This window comes from Acidovorax sp. (genome assembly GCF_034519795.1).
In the GTDB taxonomy this organism is placed as follows: Bacteria; Pseudomonadota; Gammaproteobacteria; order Burkholderiales; family Burkholderiaceae_C; genus Acidovorax.
The window spans coordinates 430,764-449,045 of the sequence record NZ_JAXHOB010000012.1 but is presented as its reverse complement, the minus strand read 5'-3'; the positions used below and the strand labels follow the sequence as shown (position 1 = coordinate 449,045).

Genomic DNA, 18,282 nt, shown 5'->3' with positions numbered 1-18,282 from the left:
ACTGACTCAGCGCACGGTCGCCCGTGAAACTGGCTTGGCGTGCGCTCGCAAGTGGTTGCAGACCTTGTTCAGGTCACTTTTCGGGTCAGGCTTGCCACGCGACAGGGCGCGCTCGGTTTGCACCACCATGTCCTCGAAGCGCGGGTTGGAGGCAAGGTACGCCAGGATCAGCCGGGAGTAGCCGGTGTCGCCATCGAAATGGCATTGCGTGGCCTCTCCCATCGCGCTGCCATAGGGTGGGTGGCCGTTGACCAGCGCCTCCAGCGCCACCAGGTCGTGCAGCCGGTCCAGCCATGGCGAGAACGCGCTCTGGAGTTGTGATCGGTATGCGGCCACTTCGGCGGGGGTTGTCATTGCACTGTCCCCATCCAATGCGCCTGACCAGCGCAGCACCGCCGTCTGCGTGGCGTGCAGCTGCGGCACCGCCTGGTGCATCAGTCCGTCTACATACCGGTTGCACACTTCGGCGCGCACGTCGAAGTACATGACTCCTATTTCCGGCGTCGTCGACTGGCGAAGGTACACCTGGATCCGTTCATGCTCGGTGGTCTTGGTGAAAAGACCGGGGCGGCTGGCGTCCTCTTGCACGTAGCCTGCGGCCTGCAGCACAGCCGCCGCAGCGTGCACGAGTTCGCCCAGTGTGGCATCGATGTCCGCGAATCTCCGGTCGAGCTGTGTGAACACGGGCGCAGGCCCGTTTTGCCGCCCCCTGTGCCGAAAACCGCACACCTCTTCCGCGAGGGCGGCAGGGACGCCGAAGACGGCATCGTGGCCGTGCTCCGCACGCGATTGGAGCGCTGCCTGCAGCAAGGGCGCCAGCGCCCTGGGCGCAACGCCTTCGATGCCGAGGTGGTCGCCGCCCTCCGACAGGACATGGGAGACCGTCCACACCCGCGCCCCATCGCGGCAGAGAAACGCCATCGAGGCGTTGGTGCTCTCGTCCTCGGCGCACCCGACGACGATGCAGTTCAGCGACAGGACTTTCATCAACAGCGGATCGATCATCGGATGAAAGAACTCGCTGAACACGATGACGTACGTGCCGTTGGCCAAATGTGCGCCCGCCAGGGGCACGGTACCTGGCTGCACAGGCTGTGCACTGTCGGTCAAACCCAGCTCGGCAAGAACGTCCGCGCCGGCCTTGGCGGCCACGCTGATCCAAGAAGCCCTGTAACCCATTGCCACCCCCTGGCACTGCTGCTGGACATGCGGCGAGTTTGCACTCTTTTTTCAGTGCCCGATCAATGTCCGCCGAACACGTTCACAGGGGGCGGGGACACATGCCGCCGCAGCTGGCCGTCGGCGACTTCGAGTGCCTCCGGGTAGCTGGCCCAGGGCCCCCGCACGGTGAGGACCGGGGAGCCTTCTTCGTCGAAGATGAAGATGCTGTGGGGCACCGGCGCGCGCTGCCGCAAAGTGACGGGCCTCACCATGTAGACAGAACCATGCAGTTCGATGTTGGGAGGCCAAGGGGTGTTCATGCCGGCACCTGTTGCAAATGTTTCAACTGCGGCCATGCTATGCCCAGAAGCGCCATCTGGGCGATCGCTAGCCCGGATGAGCGTGATGTACTGCACGGATGCAGTCCGCATGTTGCAGTGCTCTCTACACCACCGGCCAATCCCCATCCCCCACCACCGGCACCCCATTCAACCGGACCAGGCCATCCTGGCTGCCCAGCGCCGCCGTGGCGTCGTTCACCACGATGTAGGTGTCGCTGCCGTAGCCAAAGGCGATGGCCTTGTTCGCGCCGGCCGTACTGGCGGCCAGGGCGGCCTGCCTTGCCTGCCATGTGCACGTCGCCCCAGTGCACGATGGCCATGATGACAGGTGCAGGTGCAGGTCCCAGGGCGTCAGGCAGGTACTCATGGCGAACAGGCGCCTCTTGGTCCGTATGTGGGGGCAGGCCGCCGTGCACGCTGCGCGCTAAAGTTGTATGATATGTATCATGCGAAATAGCAAGACCACTGCCAGAAGCGCTGCCAAGGAGGCCACGCACGAGCGCATCGTGTCCGTGGCGGCGCGCGCCATTCGCCGCAGTGGCTACGACGGTACGGGGGTCGCGGACATCATGAAGGAGGCGGGCCTCACGCATGGCGCCTTCTACGCGCACTTTGATTCCCGCGAGGCCATGCTGGCCGAAGCTGCGGCGAAGGCATGTGCGGAGTCCGCCGCCGCTGCCGCCAACGTGGTGGCCAGCGTGCCGCCGGGCATGGCCTTGGCGTCCATGCTCGGCAGCTACCTCTCGCGGGAGCATGTGGAGCAGGTGGAGCTCGGCTGCCCCCTGGCCGCGCTGGGCTCCGAAACCGTGCGCCAGGCGCCCGAGGTGCGGCGGGCCGCCACCCGGCACATCAAGGAAGTGGTCGATCTGATCGCCCGCCAGTCACCGGACTGGGGGCAGCCCGCCGCCCACGAGCGCGCATTGGCCACCGTGGCCACCATGGTCGGGGCCTTGCTGCTGGCGCGTGCGGTGGACGAGCCCGCGCTGTCGGACGGCCTGCGCGAAGCAGCCCTCAAGCACCTGACTCCTTCCGCGCCCTGAACCCGGCGGTACAAACCGCGGGCTTTTTTTTGCCTTTTAATATGATGATCATCATTCGAAATACGCCAACCCGCAAGGACACACGATGAAAGCCTTCCTTCTTGAGCGCTACGGCAAACAGCGCGCCTTGCGCCTGGCCGACCTGCCCCGACCGCAATTGCGCGATGACGAGGTGCTGGTGGAGGTGCATGCGGCGGGGGTGAACCTGCTGGACGCCAAGATCCGCAATGGAGAGTTCAAACCCATCCTGCCCTACCGCCTGCCGCTGGTGCTGGGCCACGACGTGGCCGGGGTGGTGGTGGAGGTCGGCCCGCAGGTGCGCCAGTTCAAGGTCGGCGACGAGGTCTATGCCCGGGCCGATGATTTCCGCATCGGCACCTTCGCCGAGTTCGTGCCGGTCAAGGAGTCCTCGCTGGCACCCAAGCCCGCAGGCCTGTCAATGGTGGAAGCTGCCTCCATCCCCCTGGTGGGGCTCACGGCATGGCAGGCCCTGGTGGAGCGGGGCGGGCTCCAGCGCGGGCAGAAGGTCTTCATTCAGGCGGGCTCCGGGGGGGGTGGGCAGCTTCGCCATCCAGTTGGCCAAACACCTGGGCGCCAGCGTTGCGACCACCGCCGGCGCAGCCAGTGCGCAGGCCATGAAAAGCCTGGGCGCCGACCTCGCCATCGACTACCGCACCCAGGACTTCGAGACCTTGCTGCGCGGCTACGACCTGGTCCTGCACAGCCAGGACGGCAAGGCGCTCGAAAAATCCCTGCGCGTGCTCAAGACCGGCGGCAAGCTCATTTCCATCTCCGGCCCGCCAGACCCGGCATTCGCCAAGGGCAGCAGGGCGCCTGGCATCGTGCGGCTGCTGCTGCGCCTGATCAGCGCCAGCGTGCGGCGGCGGGCACAAGGCCTGGGCGTCGGCTATTCCTTCCTCTTCATGCGGGCCGATGGCGGGCAACTGCGGGAGATCACCCGCCTCATCGACACCGGAGCCATCCGCCCGGTGATCGACAAGGTGTTTCCGTTCGACGCCACGAACGAGGCGCTGGCGTATGTCGAATCGGGCCGTGCGAAAGGCAAGGTGGTCATCCAGCTCAGGTGAGAGGTGTGGCCGCAGCCGAAGCGCTGGCGCCCGAACCTGTTCGGCCCGCCATAGGCCGGGGCTTGGGTTCGGTGGGCCGGCCTTGCGGCCCTGCAGCAGAACGCCCGCAAACCGGCAGCATGTGAGCGCATGTATCGTCTGCTATGCAATGTGTAGCTGCCCGGTCATGCAACACAAGCGGTAGGCGATGCAAATGCCCGATGGCTGGCGCGGGCCATCTCCTTGGGAAGTGGTACCCCCGCCGCTATCATGTCCCTCATGATCAATCGCCTGCCCGGCCTGTCCCTGCCCGAGCGTGCCTGGAGCACGGTGCGCCGCTGGGCCGTGGCGTGGTGGCGCATCCTGTACCTGGGGGCGGTGGTGCTGGTGCTGGTGCTCTCGCCGTCGAGCTACGGGCGCGCCACGCGGCGCTCGCTGGCGCGCCACCTGTACCTGGACACGGCGCCGGTGCTGCTGGGCTTCACGGTGCTGGCGGCGCTGATCAGCCTGGTGCTCACGCGCATCGTGGTGGTCACGGCGCTCAGCTACGGGCTCTCGCGCTACGCCATGGAGATGGTGATCCGCGTGCTGGTGCTGGAGCTGATCCCGCTCACCGCCGCACTCTTCGTGGCCATGCGCGCCACCATTCCCAACGGCACGCAACTGGCCCTGCTGCGCCAGTCGGGGCGTTTCGACGAGCTGCGCCGCCAGGGCTCGGACCCGGTGCGCGTGGAGCTGCTGCCGCGCGTGGTGGCCGGGGTGTTCGCCAGCATCACGCTGGCCGCGCTCAGCTGCGTGGTGGCGCTGGTCATGGGCTACCTGGGCGTGTACGGCTTCAACCTGGCCGAGGCGGGGGGTTACACGCGCATGTTCGGGCGCGTGTTCACCCCCAGCGTGACCACCTTGTTCGCCCTCAAGACACTGTTCTTCAGCCTCACCGTGGCACTGATCCCCATGGCCGCCGGCTTGTACGACGCCGAGGGCCGGGGGCAGCCCGACTCGGAACTGGGCGGCCTGGCGCGCATGTTCGCGGTGCTGCTGCTGATCGAAGTGGCCTCGCTGATGGGCAACTACTACTGACCCATAACAACAACACTCCCCATGACCGACCGCACACCACCGCCTGCACCGCCGCCGCCGACGACCGAGGGTTCCGCACCGGAGACGCTGCGCCCCGTGGCCTACCTGGAGATCAAGGCCGCGGCGCTGCTGATGTTCACGCTGGCGCTCATCGTTGGCTCGGGCCTGTTCCTGATGTATGCGCGCGGCGTGTTCGAGCCCACGCAGACCCTGGTGCTCACGGCCGATGATTCCGAGGGCGTGGTGGTGGGCATGGACATGACGTTCTCGGGCTTTCCCATCGGGCGGGTGCGCCGCATCGAGCTGGCCAACGAGGGCAATGCCCGCATCACCATCGAGGTGCCGAGCAAGGACGCGCACTGGCTGCGCAGCTCCAGCGTGTTCACCCTGGTGCGCGGCATCGTGGGCGGCACCAACATCCGCGCCTACAGCGGCATCCTCACCGATCCGCCACTGGAGAATGGCGCCGTGCGCCCCGTGCTGCGCGGCGATGCCACGGCCGAGATCCCGCAGCTCATGGCCTCGGCGCGCGAGCTGCTGGGTAACCTGAACAACCTGACCGCGCAGGACGCCGCCCTGGGCAGCACCCTCTCCAACGTGCAGCAACTGACTGAGCGCCTGAATGGCCCGGGCGGTGTGCTGGGCGCCCTCATGGGCAGCGAGAGCGACGCGAAGAAGCTCGTGACCACGCTGGACCGCACCAACACCCTGCTGGCGCGCCTGGATACCCTGGCCACGCGCGCCGACCGCCAGGTCTTCGGCGGCGACGGCAACAGCAAGGATGCGCTGGTGCCCGAGCTGCGCGCCGCCGTGGGCCAGGTCAACGACCTGCTGGCCGACACGCGCACCAGCCTCAAGAAGGTCGACGCCGTGCTGGTCGAAGCCCAGGCCGTGGGCGCCAATGCCCGCGAGGCCACGAACGACCTGGGCGCCCTGCGCGCCGAGGTGGAAAGCAACCTGCGCAAGATCGACAGCCTGGTCACCGAAATCAACCGCAAATGGCCGTTCGCCCGCGACCGGGAGATCAAGCTGCCATGAACCACAAGACGATGCCCTTTGCGCGAAGCCTTCTCGCCGCTACCCTGGTCTGTGCATTCCTTGCCGGCTGCGCGAACAAGCCGCCCGAACCCGAATGGGAGATGAACGCCCACGGCTCTGCCCAGAAGGCGCTCGATGCCTACCTCTCGGGCAATGCCCGCGTCGACAAGCTCGAATGGGAGCGTGCCCGCGCCGAGGTGGCCCGCACCGGCCGCCCGGACCTGCTGGCCCGGCTGGAGCTGCTGCGCTGCGCCGCCCAGGTGGCCAGTCTGGCGGTGGAGCCCTGCACCGCTTTCGAGGCCCTGCGCCAGGACGCCGCCCCGCCCGAGCGCGCCTATGCCGACTACCTGGCCGGCCGCCCCCTGGCCGCGCAGGATGTAGCGCGGCTGCCCGCCGCCCAGCGTGCCGTGGCAGCGCCAGGGGCCAGCGGCGCTGCACTGGCCGCCATCGAAGACCCGCTCTCGCGCCTGGTCGCCGCCGGCGCTCTGCTGCAGGCCGGCCGTGCCGACCCGGCGGCCATCGCCACGGCCACCGACACCGCATCGGCCCAGGGCTGGCGCCGCCCGCTCATGGCCTGGTTGCTGCTGCAGGTGCAGCGTGCCGAGGCGGTGGGGGACAAGGACGCGGCAGAGCGCCTGCGCCGGCGCGTGGCGGTGGTGGAGCAGGCGGGCGCCAGCATGGGCAAATGATGCGCGCCGCATGAAACCGGGGCGCTGCGGTACATTCGCAGCGTGCGAAGAATTCTTGCCATCTGCTTGTTGCTGCTGGGCAGTGCTTTCCTGACCCAGACGGTGTCGGCCAGCATTGCCTCGTACGGCCATTGCTGCATGGCCGATTGCGATGACGGCAGTGCCTGCGCCATGCCTGGCTGCCAGCCCTGTGGCACGCCGTTGATGGCGGCCCCGCATGCCCCTTTGAGCGCCATGTCCGTGGATTCGGCTTGGCCCCTGGGCGCCCGGTCGCAGTGGGTGTCCTGGAATGCCTCGGTGTGGAGGCCACCTGATTGAGCTTGGATGGTTCCCTGTTTTCCCTTTTTTCTATCCAATCCCCTCAGGAGTTTTCCAATGAAGAAGCAACTTTTCAAATTCAGCGTGGCCGCTGTCTTGCTGTCGATGGCCGGCATGGCCATGGCCCAGTCCGGCTGCTGCACGGAACTGGCCGAGTGCTGCCTGCAAATGCTGGGCTGCTGCGATTGAGCGGCTGAACCTGGCTGAATGACGGCGGGCCGGTACCCCTGGGTGCCGGCCCGCCTCTTTGGGGGGCCTACCTGAGCGACAGCCGCAGCGCCAGCGCCGCCAGGGTGACCAGCAGCACGGGCACCGTGATCACCGCCCCCACGCGAAAATAGTAGCCCCAGCCGATGAGGATGCCCTTGCGCTCCAGCACATGCAGCCACAGCAGCGTGGCCAGCGAGCCGATCGGCGTGATCTTGGGCCCCAGGTCGCTGCCGATCACGTTGGCGTAAACCATCGCGTCCTTCACCACGCCGGTGGCGCTCGATGCGTCGATGGACAGCGCGCCCACCAGCACCGTGGGCATGTTGTTCATGAGCGACGACAGCACGGCGGTCAGCAGGCCGGTGCCCAGCGCCGCGCCCCAGATGCCGTAGGCGGCGAAGGCGTCGAGCAACTGGCTGATGTACGCGGTCAGGCCCTGGTTGCGCAGACCATACACCACCAGGTACATGCCCAGCGAGAAGACGACGATCTGCCAGGGCGCCTCGCGCAGCACCTTCTTTGTGCTGATCACGTGGCCCCGGCCCGCCACAGCCAGCAGCAGCACGGCGCCTGCGGCTGCGGTGGCGCTGACCGGCACGCCCAGCGGCTCCAGCCCGAAAAAGCCGACCAGCAGCAGCACCAGGACCACCCACCCCGTCCTGAAGGTGGCCGGGTCGCGGATGGCAGCGGCCGGCAGCTTGAGCTGGTCCTGGTTGTAGGTTGCCGGAATCTCCCGGCGAAAGTACAGCAGCAAGATGGCCAGCGAGGCCGCCACCGAGGCAATGTTCACCGGCACCATGACCGAGGCGTACTCGTTGAACCCGATGCCAAAGAAGTCGGCCGAGACGATGTTCACCAGGTTGGACACCACCAGCGGCAGGCTGGCTGCGTCGGCAATGAAGCCCGCCGCCATGACGAAGGCCAGGGTGGCGCCGGGGCCAAAGCCCAGGGCCGCGAGCATGGCGATCACGATGGGAGTCAGGATCAGTGCCGCGCCGTCATTGGCGAACACCGCCGCGACAGCCGCGCCCAAGAGCACGATGAGCGCAAACAGCATGCGGCCGCTGCCGCGCCCCCAGCGCGCCACATGCAGGGCCGCCCACTCGAAGAAGCCCGCCTCGTCCAGCAGCAGGCTGACGATGATGATGGCGATGAAGGCGGCCGTGGCGTTCCACACGATCTGCCAGACCACGGCGATGTCGGACACCTGCACGACGCCGGTGAGCAGGGCCACGGCGGCGCCCGCGCTGGCGCTCCAGCCGATGCCCAGCCCGCGCGGCTGCCAGATGACCAGCGCGATGGTGGCGACGAATATCGACAGAGCCAGAAGCATCTGTTCCCTCTTTCTTGGTGGTGGTTTGGATGAATGCGGCCCGCAGCCGCCCGCGACAGGGGGGCAATGCAACGAAGCGCTTGAACATTTCAATAATAGTTGTATTATTGATGCCATGCAAGCTTCCACCGACCACACCATCTTCCACAACCCGGCCTGTGGAACGTCGCGCAACGTGCTCGCGATGATCCGCCACGCCGGCATCGAGCCCACCGTCGTCGAATACCTCAAGACGCCGCCCAGCCGCGAAAAGCTCACCGAGCTGATCGCCGCCATGGGCATCCCCGTGCGCGCGCTGCTGCGGCAAAAGGGCACGCCTTTCGACGAGCTGGGCCTGCACGACGCCACGCTGTCCGATGACCACCTGCTCGACGCCATGCTCGCCCACCCGATCCTCATCAACCGGCCCATCGTCGCCACGCCCGCAGGCACCCGCCTGTGCCGCCCCTCCGAGGCGGTGCTGGACCTGCTGCCCGCGCTGCCCGGCCCGTTCGCCAAGGAAGATGGCGAGCTGGTCATCGACGCGCAGGGCCGCCGGGTCGCTTGATTGCCTGGGCCTTCGCCGCCATCCAACCGCTCTTGTATAGTCAGTCCGTGCAAAAAACCGCCGCCACCGCCGTCTTCGAATCGCTGTCCTCCCCGGTGCGGCTCGACGTGTTCCGCCTGCTCGTCAAGCAGGGGCCCGGCGGCATGGTGGCCGGCGAGATCTCGGCGGCGCTGGACGTGCCGCCCACCAACCTGTCCTTTCACCTCAAGGGCATGACGCACGCCTCGCTGCTCACCGTGGAGCAGGAGGGCCGCTACCAGCGCTACCGGGCCAACCTGGCGCTGATGGTCGATCTGATCGGCTACCTGACCGAAGAGTGCTGCGCGGGCAACCCCGAACTGTGCGTGGAGCTGCCTGGCAAGGGCAAGACCAGTTGCACGGCCCCAGCGGATGGGGCCGCCCCCGCAGCCGCCCGCAAGCGCGCCAGAGCAGCCGCGCCAGCGTAGCAGGCCATGGGGCAACCAACGCCTGTCGCTGTGCGGTCATCAATTCAATATTTAATGAATTGTTGAAATCTATCACCTCCCCCCCCCAGTCCTTCAACCGCGTCCAATGCGTCCATAGCGCCATCCACGCCCATTCAGGAGATTCCCATGACCGAGAAGACCGAGAAGACCTACAACGTGCTGTTCATCTGCACCCACAACTCCGCCCGCTCCATCCTGGCCGAGGCCCTGCTGAACCACTTTGGCGGCACCCGCTTCAAGGGCTACTCGGCCGGCAGCTTCCCCTCGGGCACCGTCAATCCCCTGGCCCTGGCCACGCTCGAGCGCCTGCATGTGCCGGCAACCGATGCCCGCAGCAAGAACTGGGAAGAGTTCGCCAAGCCAGGCGCCCCTGAGCTGGACTTCGTGTTCACCGTGTGCGACAACGCCGCGGGCGAGGTCTGCCCCATCTGGCCGGGCCAGCCCATGAGCGCGCACTGGGGCGTGCCAGACCCTTCGTCGGCCGAGGGCACGACCGAAGAGGTGGACAAGGCCTTTCGTGACACGGCGCTGATCCTCAAGCGGCGCATCGAGCTGCTGCTGGCGCTGCCCCTGGAGAAGCTCGACGCCCTGGCCATCAAGCGCCACGTCCAGGAGATCGGGCAGGCTTGACCCCCACAAGGCACAGCTCCCTTTTCCATTCCCTTCCACGACCATGACCACCCACATCCTCATCCTCTGCACGCACAACTCCGCGCGCAGCGTGCTGGCCGAAGGCATGCTCAACCACCTGGCCAAGGTCCGCGGCCTGGACGTGCAGGCCCACAGCGCCGGCAGCGCACCGAGTGGCCGCATCAACCCATTGGCGCTTGAAGCGCTGGCCAGCGCGGGCGTCAGGACGGACGCCTTTCGCAGCAAGAGCTGGGACGAGTTCACCGCCGCCGAGGCGCCGGTGATGCGCATCGTCATCACCGTCTGCGACAGCGCGGCCAGCGAGGTCTGCCCGTACTGGCCGGGCACGCCCATCCAGATGCACTGGGGCTACCCCGACCCCTCCAATGCCCAGGGCGGCGACGAGGCCAAACGCCAGGCCTTCGAGATCACCCGCCAGGCCATCGGCTACCGCATGCTGCAATTGCTGGAGCTGCCCCTGGCCGACCTGAGCGACGCCGACCTGCAGACCCAGCTGAACCGGATCGCACACAGCTGAGCATCCACCATTACCGCACCACGGCCTGCCCCATGCTTTCTGACCTGCCCCACATCGACGCCCAACTGCTGCAGGTGCCCGACGCCGCGCGTTTGTCCGCACCGCTGGCGTCCACCCATCCCGCGCGCATCCTCATGCTCTACGGCTCCCTGCGCGAGCGCTCGTTCAGCCGCCTGGCCACCGAGGAGGGCGCACGCATCCTCACGGCGCTGGGCGCCGAGGTGAAAATCTTCAACCCCGAAAGCCTGCCGCTGGCCGACGGCGCGCCGGACACGCACCCCAAGGTGGTGGAATTGCGCGCGCTGGCCGCCTGGTCCGAGGGCATGGTCTGGTGCTCGCCCGAGCGCCATGGCGCCATGACCGGCATCCTCAAGACCCAGATCGACTGGATCCCGCTGGCCCAGGGGGCCGTGCGCCCCACGCAGGGCAAGACCCTGGCGGTGATGCAGGTGTGCGGCGGCTCGCAGTCGTTCAACGCCGTGAACCAGATGCGCGTGCTCGGCCGCTGGATGCGCATGCTCACCATCCCCAACCAGTCCTCGGTGGCCAAGGCCTTCCAGGAGTTCGGCGACGACAACCGCATGAAGCCCTCGGCCTACTACGACCGCATCGTGGACGTAATGGAAGAACTCATGAAGTTCACCCTGCTCACGCGCGACGTGTCGCCGTACCTGGTGGACCGCTACAGCGAGCGCAAGGAGTCGGGTGAGGCGCTGATGCGCCGCGTCAACCAGGCATCGATCTGAGCCCTGTCCCGCAAGGGTCCGGCTCGCCCATGAAGTTGCTATTGACAACTAACTGTGCGGTGCTTAACCTGTTGTGATTTAGTTGCTATACACACCCAAATGACCGCTGCCGATTCCGGAGCCCTGCTGCGCGAAGTGGCCCGCATGTATACCCGCGCCCAGCGCGTGGTGGCCGAATGCAGCCACACCACCAATACGCAGTGCCACCTGCTGACCGAGCTGGGGCGCTCAGGGCCCTTGCCACTGTCCGAGCTCGGCGCGCGGGTCAGCCTGGAAAAGAGCTGGGTCTCGCGCGCGGTGGAGGCCATGGCCGTGCGCGGCCTGGTGAGCAAGGAGCCCAACCCGGCGGATGCCCGCAGCTGGCTGGTCACGCTCACCGCCGAGGGGGAGGGCAGGGTCCGCGAACTGAACACCACCCTGGACGCCCACGCGGCGCAGTTGCTCGGGTGCCTGAGCGAGCGCGACCGCGCCGCCGTCGAGAAGTCGCTGCAATTGCTCATGAAGGCGCTGCGGCAAGACCAGGCCGTGCCTTGCTGCACCTTGCCGCGCCCGCCCAAGGACGCGGGGCCGTGCTGCTGAACAGCGCCGTGCTCTTTCTTCACCCTGTACCACCAGACGCTGACCCATGACCATCCGCACCGCCACACCCACCGACGCTGACGCCATCACCGCCATCTATGCGCCCATCGTGCAGCACACCAGCATCTCGTTCGAGCTGGAGGTGCCCACCGTGGAGCAGATGCGCGAACGCATCGCCCAGACCCTGCAGACCTTGCCCTGGCTGGTCAGCGAGGACGCGCAGGGCCGGGTCAACGGCTACGTGTATGCCAGCAAGCACCGCGAGCGCCCGGCCTACCAGTGGTCTGTGGATACCACGGCCTACATCCGCGAGGACGCGCGGGGGCAGGGCACCGGCAAGCGTCTGTATGGCGAGCTCAAGCGCATCCTCGTCGGGCTCGGCTACTGCCAGGCATTCGCCGGCATTGCCCTGCCCAACCAGGCCAGCGTGGCGCTGCACGAGTCCGTGGGCTTCGAGGCGCTGGGCGTGTACCGCCAGGTCGGCTTCAAGCACGGGCAGTGGCACGACGTGGGCTGGTGGCAGTGCAGCCTGCAGTCGCCGGCGCAGCCCGCCGTCCCGCTGAAGTTCGATGCCCTGGCGCACCCCACCGACGCGTTCCAGGTCTGACCACGAAAGGACCGACCATGCCCGTCTTCTTGTCCCGCCATCTCCTGGTTCTGGTCGCTGTGGCCGGTCTGGGTGCGTTCGCCGCCGTCCGCGCTGCCGGGGGCCCGCTGGAGCCCGTGGTGCTGCTCGCCTCGGTTTTGACGCTGCTGCTGGCCAGCGTGCTGGAGCGCTATTACCCCTACCGGACCCGCTGGAACCAGCCGAACGGAGACCGCGCCACCGACTGGGCCAGCGCAGCCACCCTGGTCGCGGTGGTGGAGCCGCTGCTCAAGCTGCTGGGCACGCTGGCGCTGCTCGCAGTCTATGGGCACAGCGGGCCCGGCAATACAGGCAGCTCGGCGTGGTTGCAAAACCTGCCCTTTGCACTGCAGGTCGTTCTGGCAGCGCTCTTCATCGAGTTCGGCAAATACTGGGCGCACCGGCTGCACCACAGGCTGGCGCCGCTGTGGTGGCTGCATGCCATGCACCATGGCAGCGAGCGCCTGTACGCGCTCAACAACCTGCGCTTTCACCCGCTCAACCACGCCATCAACTTCGCCCTGTCGATGCTGCCGGCCCTGCTGCTGGGCTTTTCGGCCGAGGCGATCCTGTGCTACCTCGCCATCTCGCAACCAGTGCTCATGCTGCAGCACGCCAACCTCGATCTGCGCAGCGGCTGGGCCAACTACGTGTTCAGTACCAATGAAGTACATCGCTGGCACCACTCCACCGAAAGCAGCGAGGGTGACTCCAACTTCGGCAGCGCCTTCGTGCTGTGGGACCAGGTCTTCGGCACCTTTCGCTACACGCCCGCAGGCAACGACCCGGCGCGGGTAGGCCTGTTTGCGGCCAGCGCGCGCTATCCGGCGCGTGCGGGCTACTGGGTCCAGTTGAAGTCGATGTTCCTGCCGGGGTGCTGCCGCGCCTGAACGCGGTTACCCGCCGGATCACAGGGCGACCTGGCGCAGCCGCGCCTGCTCCGGCGCGATGTCCTCCTATCGCAGCACCAGCACCGGGCACGGGCTCAGGCGCAGCAAGGTGGTCGTCGTGCTGCCCACCACGAGGTGGCGGATGCGGGAGTGCCCATAGGCGCCCATCACCAGCAGCGACGCCCCTTGCGTGGCAAGCCAGTCTGGTATCGCCTCGTGCGCCTCGCCCTGCAGCGATTGCGCACCGGCCGTGAAGCCGGCAGCCTGCAGGATCTGCTGGGCCTCTACGAGGGAACGGCGCGTCTCTGGGTTGTCCGGGCCGCACCGGACGATGGTGCAGGGCAGGCCGGCCAGCAGGGGGCTGCGCGCTACGGTCTCCACCATCCTGGTGGCCGTGGCGCTGCCGTCATCGGCAAGGACAAAGTGCGTGGGCTCTGCAAACTGCCCGGTCGTGGCCACGAGTACCGGGCATTTCGCCGCCCGCACCACGCGCTCCACATGGTGGTCCAGGTGCAGCTTTCCGGTCTTGCCTGCGCGCTGGTGATCGCCCAGCACGAACAGGCGCGCATCGGGCTCCATCTCCAGCACCGTGTCCACCACCTCGCCGTGGCGCATGCGCCCGTCCACCTGCTTCACCCCTGCAGAGCGGGCGCGCTCCTGTGCGCTCGTCAGCATCTGGCGCCCGGCTTCCTGGGCGAGCCTGCCGCGCTGGGCATCCAGGTCGCTCAACTGGTTGAGCAGCGTCTCCTGGGCACCCAAGCCGATGGCACCGCTGAAATCCCTCACGGCGGCCATGTCGGGGTCGCGCTCCAGCACGTGCAGCAGCTCCAGCGGTATCTCCAGGCGCCGGGCCGACCAGGCGGCCCAGTCGATCACTGCGGGCGTCGTCGTGAGGCCATCGATGCAAGCGTAAACCTTCTTCATGGGTATCTCCTCAGTGCATGAGTTGTTCGACAGCGCCGGGCTTGTCGTGGACGGCGAACCGGTCCACCAGCGTGCTGCTGGCTTCGTCCATGCCGATGACTTCGACCTCTGTGCCCTCGCGCCGGAACTTGAGCACCACCTTGTCCAGTGCGCCAACGGCGGTGATGTCCCAGAAGTGTGCGCGCGTCACGTCGATGCGGACACGGGGAACGACCTCCTTGAAGTCGAAGGCCGAGAGGAAGGCTTCGGAAGATGCGAAGAACACCTGCCCCACCACCCCGTACACCCGCGTGCGGCCCTGGTCCTCGCTGCTGCGGTCCACACGCAGCACCCGGCCCACCTTGTGCGCAAAGAAGATGCCCGACAGCAGCACCCCCACAAACACTCCCTTGGCCAGGTCGTGTGTCGAGACTGTCACCACCACCGTGGCAATCATCACGATGGACGAGCTGGGCGGATGCTCGCGCAGCTTGCGCACCGAATCCCAGCTAAAGGTGCCGATGCTGACCATGATCATCACCGCCACCAGGGCGGCCATCGGGATCTGGCTGACCCAGCGGCCCAGGAACACCACCATCACCAGCAGCAGAACCCCTGCCGTCAGCGCCGACAGGCGCCCGCGTCCGCCCGATTTCACGTTGATGACCGATTGGCCGATCATGGCGCAGCCCGCCATGCCGCCGATGAAGCCCGTGGCAATGTTGGCAACGCCTTGGCCCATGCACTCGCGGTTCTTGTTGCTGGGGGTGTCGGTGAGGTCGTCCACGATGGAGGCCGTCATCATCGACTCCAGCAAACCCACCACAGCCAAGGTCATCGAATAGGGCAAGATGATCTTGAGGGTGTCCAGGTTCAGCGGCACGTCGGGCCACAGAAAGACCGGCAGGCTGCTGGGCAACTCGCCCATGTCGCCCACGGTGCGGATATCCAGCCCCATGGCGATGGAGACAGCGGTAAGGACGACGATGGTCACCAGGGGTGAGGGAACCGCCTTGGTGAGGTAGGGCAGGCCGTAGATGATGGCCAGGCCCGCTGCCGTCATGGCGTACACCACCCAGCTCACGTTGGTCAGCTCGGGCAGTTGCGCCATGAAGATCAGGATGGCCAGCGCATTCACGAAGCCCGTGATCACGGAACGCGAGACGAAGCGCATCAGCACCCCCAGCTTGAGCACGCCCGCCAGGATCTGCAGCACCCCCGTAAGCACCGTGGCTGCCAGCAGGTACTGCAGGCCATGGTCCTTGACCAGTGTCACCATGACCAGCGCCATGGCGCCCGTGGCCGCCGAGATCATGCCTGGCCGGCCGCCGGCAAACGCAATGATCACGCAGATGCTGAACGAGGCGTACAGCCCCACCTTGGGGTCCACCCCCGCGATGATGGAAAACGCGATGGCCTCGGGAATGAGCGCCAGCGCAACGACGATGCCCGCAAGCAGATCGCCCCGGACATTGGCAAACCAGGTTTGCCGGATGGAAGAAAGATTCATGGGAAAAAGGCAACGCCACCGACGACCGCCGATGCGCTGCAGACTACGGAAACAACGAGAGAAATGCGCAGCGTCAAGCCGCCAGAAGGCAGCGAGGAAGCACGTAAAAAGAGAGAGAAAGTCCGCTAGAGAAGGGACTTGAAGCGCGCCAGGCTATGGCGGAGTGACGGAGCAGAAATACCCAAGCGGCAGCTCACGGTTCGGAACGAACACCGTGGCTTCTGAGCATTTCTGGAGCGGTTGCAGCACGGCCCCATTGTAGACGGGCGCGGCCGAGGGGTCGTGCAACAGGCAGGCACCGGTGCGCGCGGCAAAATGGCCCCTCGGTGCGACGGCGCACAGACGCCGGGCGCCCAAGGCCTATGCTGGTTTCCTGCCGCTTGCCGTGGACTCGATCCAGGTCAGCTCCTCGTGCAGCGGACGGTGCCCAATCAGGGTGCCAGAAAGGCCGCCATGCCCAGTCATACAGGCCGCAGATCCTCCACCATGCCACCCCCACGCACCAAGGCAGCACATGCAAATCACAGTTTTCGGACCGGGCTGCAGCAAATGCCACAGCACGGTCGGCACCATTGAACGGGCCGCACGGGATGCGGGGGTCGAGGTGGAGATCCTTCAGATCGAGGACATGGCAGAAATCCGGCGCGCCGGTGTCATGGCCACCCCCGCCGTCATTATCGACGGCCGGGTGGTGCACAGCGGCGGGGTTCCATCGCACCAGCAGGTGCAGGCCTGGCTGAAGCCCATGGGGTTTCTGAGCCATCCCACCCGCCACCTGTTCTTTACCGGCAAGGGCGGGGTTGGAAAGACGTCGCTGTCCACGGCCGCTGCGCTGGCGCTCGCCGATGGCGGCAAGAAGGTGTTGCTGGTCAGCACCGATGCCGCGTCGAACCTGGACGAAATGCTCGGCATCGCGCTGCGCAACATCCCCACGCCGGTGCCCGGTGCGCCGGGGCTGTCGGTGCTGAACATCGACCCCGACACGGCGGCAGAGTCCTACCGCCAGCGCGTGCTGGTGCAGATGGGCACTGGCGCCAGCGATGCCGAGCGCGCGACGGTGCGCGAGCAATTGTCGGGCGCCTGCACCACCGAGATTGCTTCGTTCGACGAGTTCGCCTCCCTGCTGTCGGGCGACGGCGGGGCATTCGAGCACATCGTCTTCGACACCGCGCCGACGGGGCATACCCTGCGGCTCCTGAGCCTGCCCAAGGCGTGGAGTGGCTTTCTGGACGGCAATGACCGCGGGGCTTCTTGCCTGGGCCCGCACTCGGGCCTGAAGATGCAGGAGGCCCGCTTCAAGGCGGCCCTCGACGCCCTGAGCGACCCTGCCAGGACCACGGTGGTTCTGGTGGCCCGGCCGGACAAGGGCGCCATCGCCGAGGCGGCGCGAACCTGCGAGGAACTGCATGCGCTGGGGCTGAACAACCAGCGGCTCGTGGTCAACGGCGTGTTCCACGCCAGCGAGCGCATGGATGGGGTGGCCGTCGCCATCGAGAGCCTGGGGCAGCAGGCCCTGGCCGAAATGCCCGACGCCCTGCGCGCCTTGCCCCAGGACCAGGTGCCGCTGCGCAGCTTCGACACGGTCGGCCTTCCTGCCTTGCGGGCGCTGCTGTCCACGGAAGTGCACCACGCCGCGCCCCGCCCGGCGCCGGCCACCGAGCGCACCGCCCCCCTGCCGGGTCTGTCCGCCCTGGCCGATGAACTGGCCGCTGCCGGCCACGGGCTGATCATGGTGATGGGCAAGGGCGGCGTGGGCAAGACCACCGTCGCCGCCGCCCTGGCGCTGGGGTTGGTGCAGCGCGGCAAGACCGTGCACCTGAGCACCACCGATCCGGCCGCCCACCTGCAGGGCACGCTCGATGGCCAGGTGCCGGGCCTGCGCGTCGACCGGATCGACCCCAAGGTCGAAACGCAGCGCTACGTGGACAAGATCATGGCCGCCAAATCACCCGGTCTGGACGCCCAGGAACAGGCGCTGCTGCTGGAAGACCTGCGCTCGCCGTGCACCGAAGAGGTCGCTGTCTTCCACGCCTTCTCGCGCATCGTCAGCGAGGCGCGCAGCGCCTTCGTCGTGCTGGACACGGCGCCCACCGGGCACTCCCTGCTGCTGATGGATGCCACTGGCGCCTACCACCGCCAGATGGTGCGCGAGTTCGAAGGGCATGGTGCGGGCCGGCTCGTCACGCCCTTGATGCGGCTGCAGGATGCGGCATACACCAGGATCATCCTGGTGGCCCTGCCCGAGGTCACGCCCGTGTCGCAGGCCGCAGCGCTGCAGGAGGACCTTCGGCGTGCCGGCATCGAGCCCTATGCATGGGTGCTCAACAAGAGCGTTCTGGCGGCGGGCACGCGCGACCCTCTGCTCGCGGCCCGCCTCGATGGCGAGCGCAGGCAGATGGCACGCATGGCCGATGGCCTGGCCCAGCGCACCTTCACCATTCCCTGGCTGACCCGTGCGCCGGTGGGCGTTGCCGAACTGTCCAGACTGGTCATTTCGGCTTTGCCTGGTCAGCACCCTTGACATGGTTGATCCAAAGATCGATCATTCGTAAAATTACGAATGAAGAGAG

The 18,282-nt window shown here is 67.1% G+C and carries 21 protein-coding genes and 1 pseudogene; 15 read left to right on the top strand and 7 right to left on the bottom strand.

The features are described 5' to 3' along the window. Window positions 1-6 precede the first annotated feature (6 nt). From U5N23_RS15615 to U5N23_RS33145, 3 genes are all read right to left on the bottom strand, one after another. On the bottom strand, window positions 7-1,152 hold the full coding sequence (locus tag U5N23_RS15615) for a hypothetical protein (protein ID WP_322593696.1): 1,146 nt from the start codon (window positions 1,150-1,152) through the stop codon (window positions 7-9). An 89-nt stretch (window positions 1,153-1,241) separates the two neighbouring features. After that, the gene (locus U5N23_RS15610; protein WP_322593695.1) at window positions 1,242-1,481 is read right to left on the bottom strand and encodes a hypothetical protein; all 240 of its coding nucleotides are present in this window, start codon (window positions 1,479-1,481) and stop codon (window positions 1,242-1,244) included. Between the two features lie 124 nt (window positions 1,482-1,605). Then, the gene (locus U5N23_RS33145; protein ID WP_416208617.1) at window positions 1,606-1,869 is read right to left on the bottom strand and encodes a bluetail domain-containing putative surface protein; all 264 of its coding nucleotides are present in this window, start codon (window positions 1,867-1,869) and stop codon (window positions 1,606-1,608) included. A 67-nt stretch (window positions 1,870-1,936) separates the two neighbouring features. Here U5N23_RS33145 and U5N23_RS15600 point away from each other — a divergent pair, with 67 nt between their 5' ends. Further along, complete coding sequence (locus U5N23_RS15600) at window positions 1,937-2,542, top strand: TetR/AcrR family transcriptional regulator (protein ID WP_322593694.1); 606 nt, start codon at window positions 1,937-1,939, stop codon at window positions 2,540-2,542. On the opposite strand, the gene U5N23_RS15595 is transcribed toward U5N23_RS15600, so the two are convergent. Beyond that, on the bottom strand, window positions 2,514-2,822 hold the full coding sequence (locus tag U5N23_RS15595; protein WP_322593893.1) for a hypothetical protein: 309 nt from the start codon (window positions 2,820-2,822) through the stop codon (window positions 2,514-2,516). The genes U5N23_RS15600 and U5N23_RS15595 overlap by 29 nt on opposite strands. Here U5N23_RS15595 and U5N23_RS15590 point away from each other — a divergent pair. The 5 genes and pseudogenes from U5N23_RS15590 to U5N23_RS15570 all read left to right on the top strand — a co-directional run bounded on the left by U5N23_RS15590 (window position 2,715) and on the right by U5N23_RS15570 (window position 6,923). Further along, a pseudogene (locus U5N23_RS15590) lies at window positions 2,715-3,630 on the top strand (NADP-dependent oxidoreductase). The gene U5N23_RS15595 and the pseudogene U5N23_RS15590 overlap by 108 nt on opposite strands. Before the next feature lie 258 nt (window positions 3,631-3,888). Further along, entirely contained in the window at window positions 3,889-4,689 is an 801-nt protein-coding gene (locus tag U5N23_RS15585) for an MlaE family ABC transporter permease (protein ID WP_035204758.1), read from the top strand. Between the two features lie 21 nt (window positions 4,690-4,710). After that, a complete protein-coding gene (locus tag U5N23_RS15580; protein ID WP_322593693.1) occupies window positions 4,711-5,727 on the top strand; it encodes an MlaD family protein in 1,017 nt (338 codons plus the stop codon). An 11-nt stretch (window positions 5,728-5,738) separates the two neighbouring features. Next, window positions 5,739-6,416 (top strand): hypothetical protein, encoded by a 678-nt coding sequence (locus U5N23_RS15575; protein WP_322593885.1) that lies wholly within the window; start codon window positions 5,739-5,741, stop codon window positions 6,414-6,416. Window positions 6,417-6,791: 375 nt separating this feature from the next. Beyond that, window positions 6,792-6,923 (top strand): hypothetical protein, encoded by a 132-nt coding sequence (locus U5N23_RS15570; RefSeq protein WP_322593692.1) that lies wholly within the window; start codon window positions 6,792-6,794, stop codon window positions 6,921-6,923. A gap of 67 nt (window positions 6,924-6,990) precedes the next feature. Here U5N23_RS15570 and U5N23_RS15565 read toward each other — a convergent pair whose 3' ends face one another. Further along, on the bottom strand, window positions 6,991-8,277 hold the full coding sequence (locus U5N23_RS15565; RefSeq protein ID WP_322593691.1) for an arsenic transporter: 1,287 nt from the start codon (window positions 8,275-8,277) through the stop codon (window positions 6,991-6,993). Window positions 8,278-8,392: 115 nt separating this feature from the next. Between U5N23_RS15565 and arsC the strand changes: the two genes are divergently transcribed. The 8 genes from arsC (at window position 8,393) to U5N23_RS15525 (ending at window position 13,299) form a co-directional block, all read left to right on the top strand. Then, complete coding sequence (gene arsC / locus U5N23_RS15560; RefSeq protein ID WP_322593690.1) at window positions 8,393-8,824, top strand: arsenate reductase (glutaredoxin); 432 nt, start codon at window positions 8,393-8,395, stop codon at window positions 8,822-8,824. Window positions 8,825-8,871: 47 nt separating this feature from the next. Next, the gene (locus tag U5N23_RS15555; protein WP_322593689.1) at window positions 8,872-9,270 is read left to right on the top strand and encodes a helix-turn-helix domain-containing protein; all 399 of its coding nucleotides are present in this window, start codon (window positions 8,872-8,874) and stop codon (window positions 9,268-9,270) included. 147 nt (window positions 9,271-9,417) lie between these two features. Continuing rightward, on the top strand, window positions 9,418-9,921 hold the full coding sequence (locus tag U5N23_RS15550; protein ID WP_322593688.1) for an arsenate reductase ArsC: 504 nt from the start codon (window positions 9,418-9,420) through the stop codon (window positions 9,919-9,921). A 43-nt stretch (window positions 9,922-9,964) separates the two neighbouring features. After that, window positions 9,965-10,459: an arsenate reductase ArsC gene (locus U5N23_RS15545; protein WP_322593687.1), complete on the top strand. Its 495-nt coding sequence runs from the start codon at window positions 9,965-9,967 to the stop codon at window positions 10,457-10,459. Between the two features lie 32 nt (window positions 10,460-10,491). After that, complete coding sequence (arsH, locus tag U5N23_RS15540; protein WP_322593686.1) at window positions 10,492-11,205, top strand: arsenical resistance protein ArsH; 714 nt, start codon at window positions 10,492-10,494, stop codon at window positions 11,203-11,205. 99 nt (window positions 11,206-11,304) lie between these two features. Then, window positions 11,305-11,784: a MarR family winged helix-turn-helix transcriptional regulator gene (locus tag U5N23_RS15535; RefSeq protein WP_322593685.1), complete on the top strand. Its 480-nt coding sequence runs from the start codon at window positions 11,305-11,307 to the stop codon at window positions 11,782-11,784. 46 nt (window positions 11,785-11,830) lie between these two features. Further along, a complete protein-coding gene (locus U5N23_RS15530; RefSeq protein ID WP_322593684.1) occupies window positions 11,831-12,391 on the top strand; it encodes an arsinothricin resistance N-acetyltransferase ArsN1 family B in 561 nt (186 codons plus the stop codon). A gap of 17 nt (window positions 12,392-12,408) precedes the next feature. Next, window positions 12,409-13,299: a sterol desaturase family protein gene (locus tag U5N23_RS15525; protein WP_322593683.1), complete on the top strand. Its 891-nt coding sequence runs from the start codon at window positions 12,409-12,411 to the stop codon at window positions 13,297-13,299. 66 nt (window positions 13,300-13,365) lie between these two features. Here U5N23_RS15525 and U5N23_RS15520 read toward each other — a convergent pair whose 3' ends face one another. Beyond that, complete coding sequence (locus tag U5N23_RS15520; protein ID WP_322593682.1) at window positions 13,366-14,223, bottom strand: universal stress protein; 858 nt, start codon at window positions 14,221-14,223, stop codon at window positions 13,366-13,368. 10 nt (window positions 14,224-14,233) lie between these two features. Further along, complete coding sequence (locus tag U5N23_RS15515; RefSeq protein WP_322593681.1) at window positions 14,234-15,712, bottom strand: SulP family inorganic anion transporter; 1,479 nt, start codon at window positions 15,710-15,712, stop codon at window positions 14,234-14,236. A gap of 514 nt (window positions 15,713-16,226) precedes the next feature. On the opposite strand from U5N23_RS15515, the gene arsA reads away from it, so the two are divergent. Continuing rightward, complete coding sequence (gene arsA, locus U5N23_RS15510; protein WP_322593680.1) at window positions 16,227-18,233, top strand: arsenical pump-driving ATPase; 2,007 nt, start codon at window positions 16,227-16,229, stop codon at window positions 18,231-18,233. The last annotated feature ends 49 nt before the right edge of the window (window positions 18,234-18,282 follow it).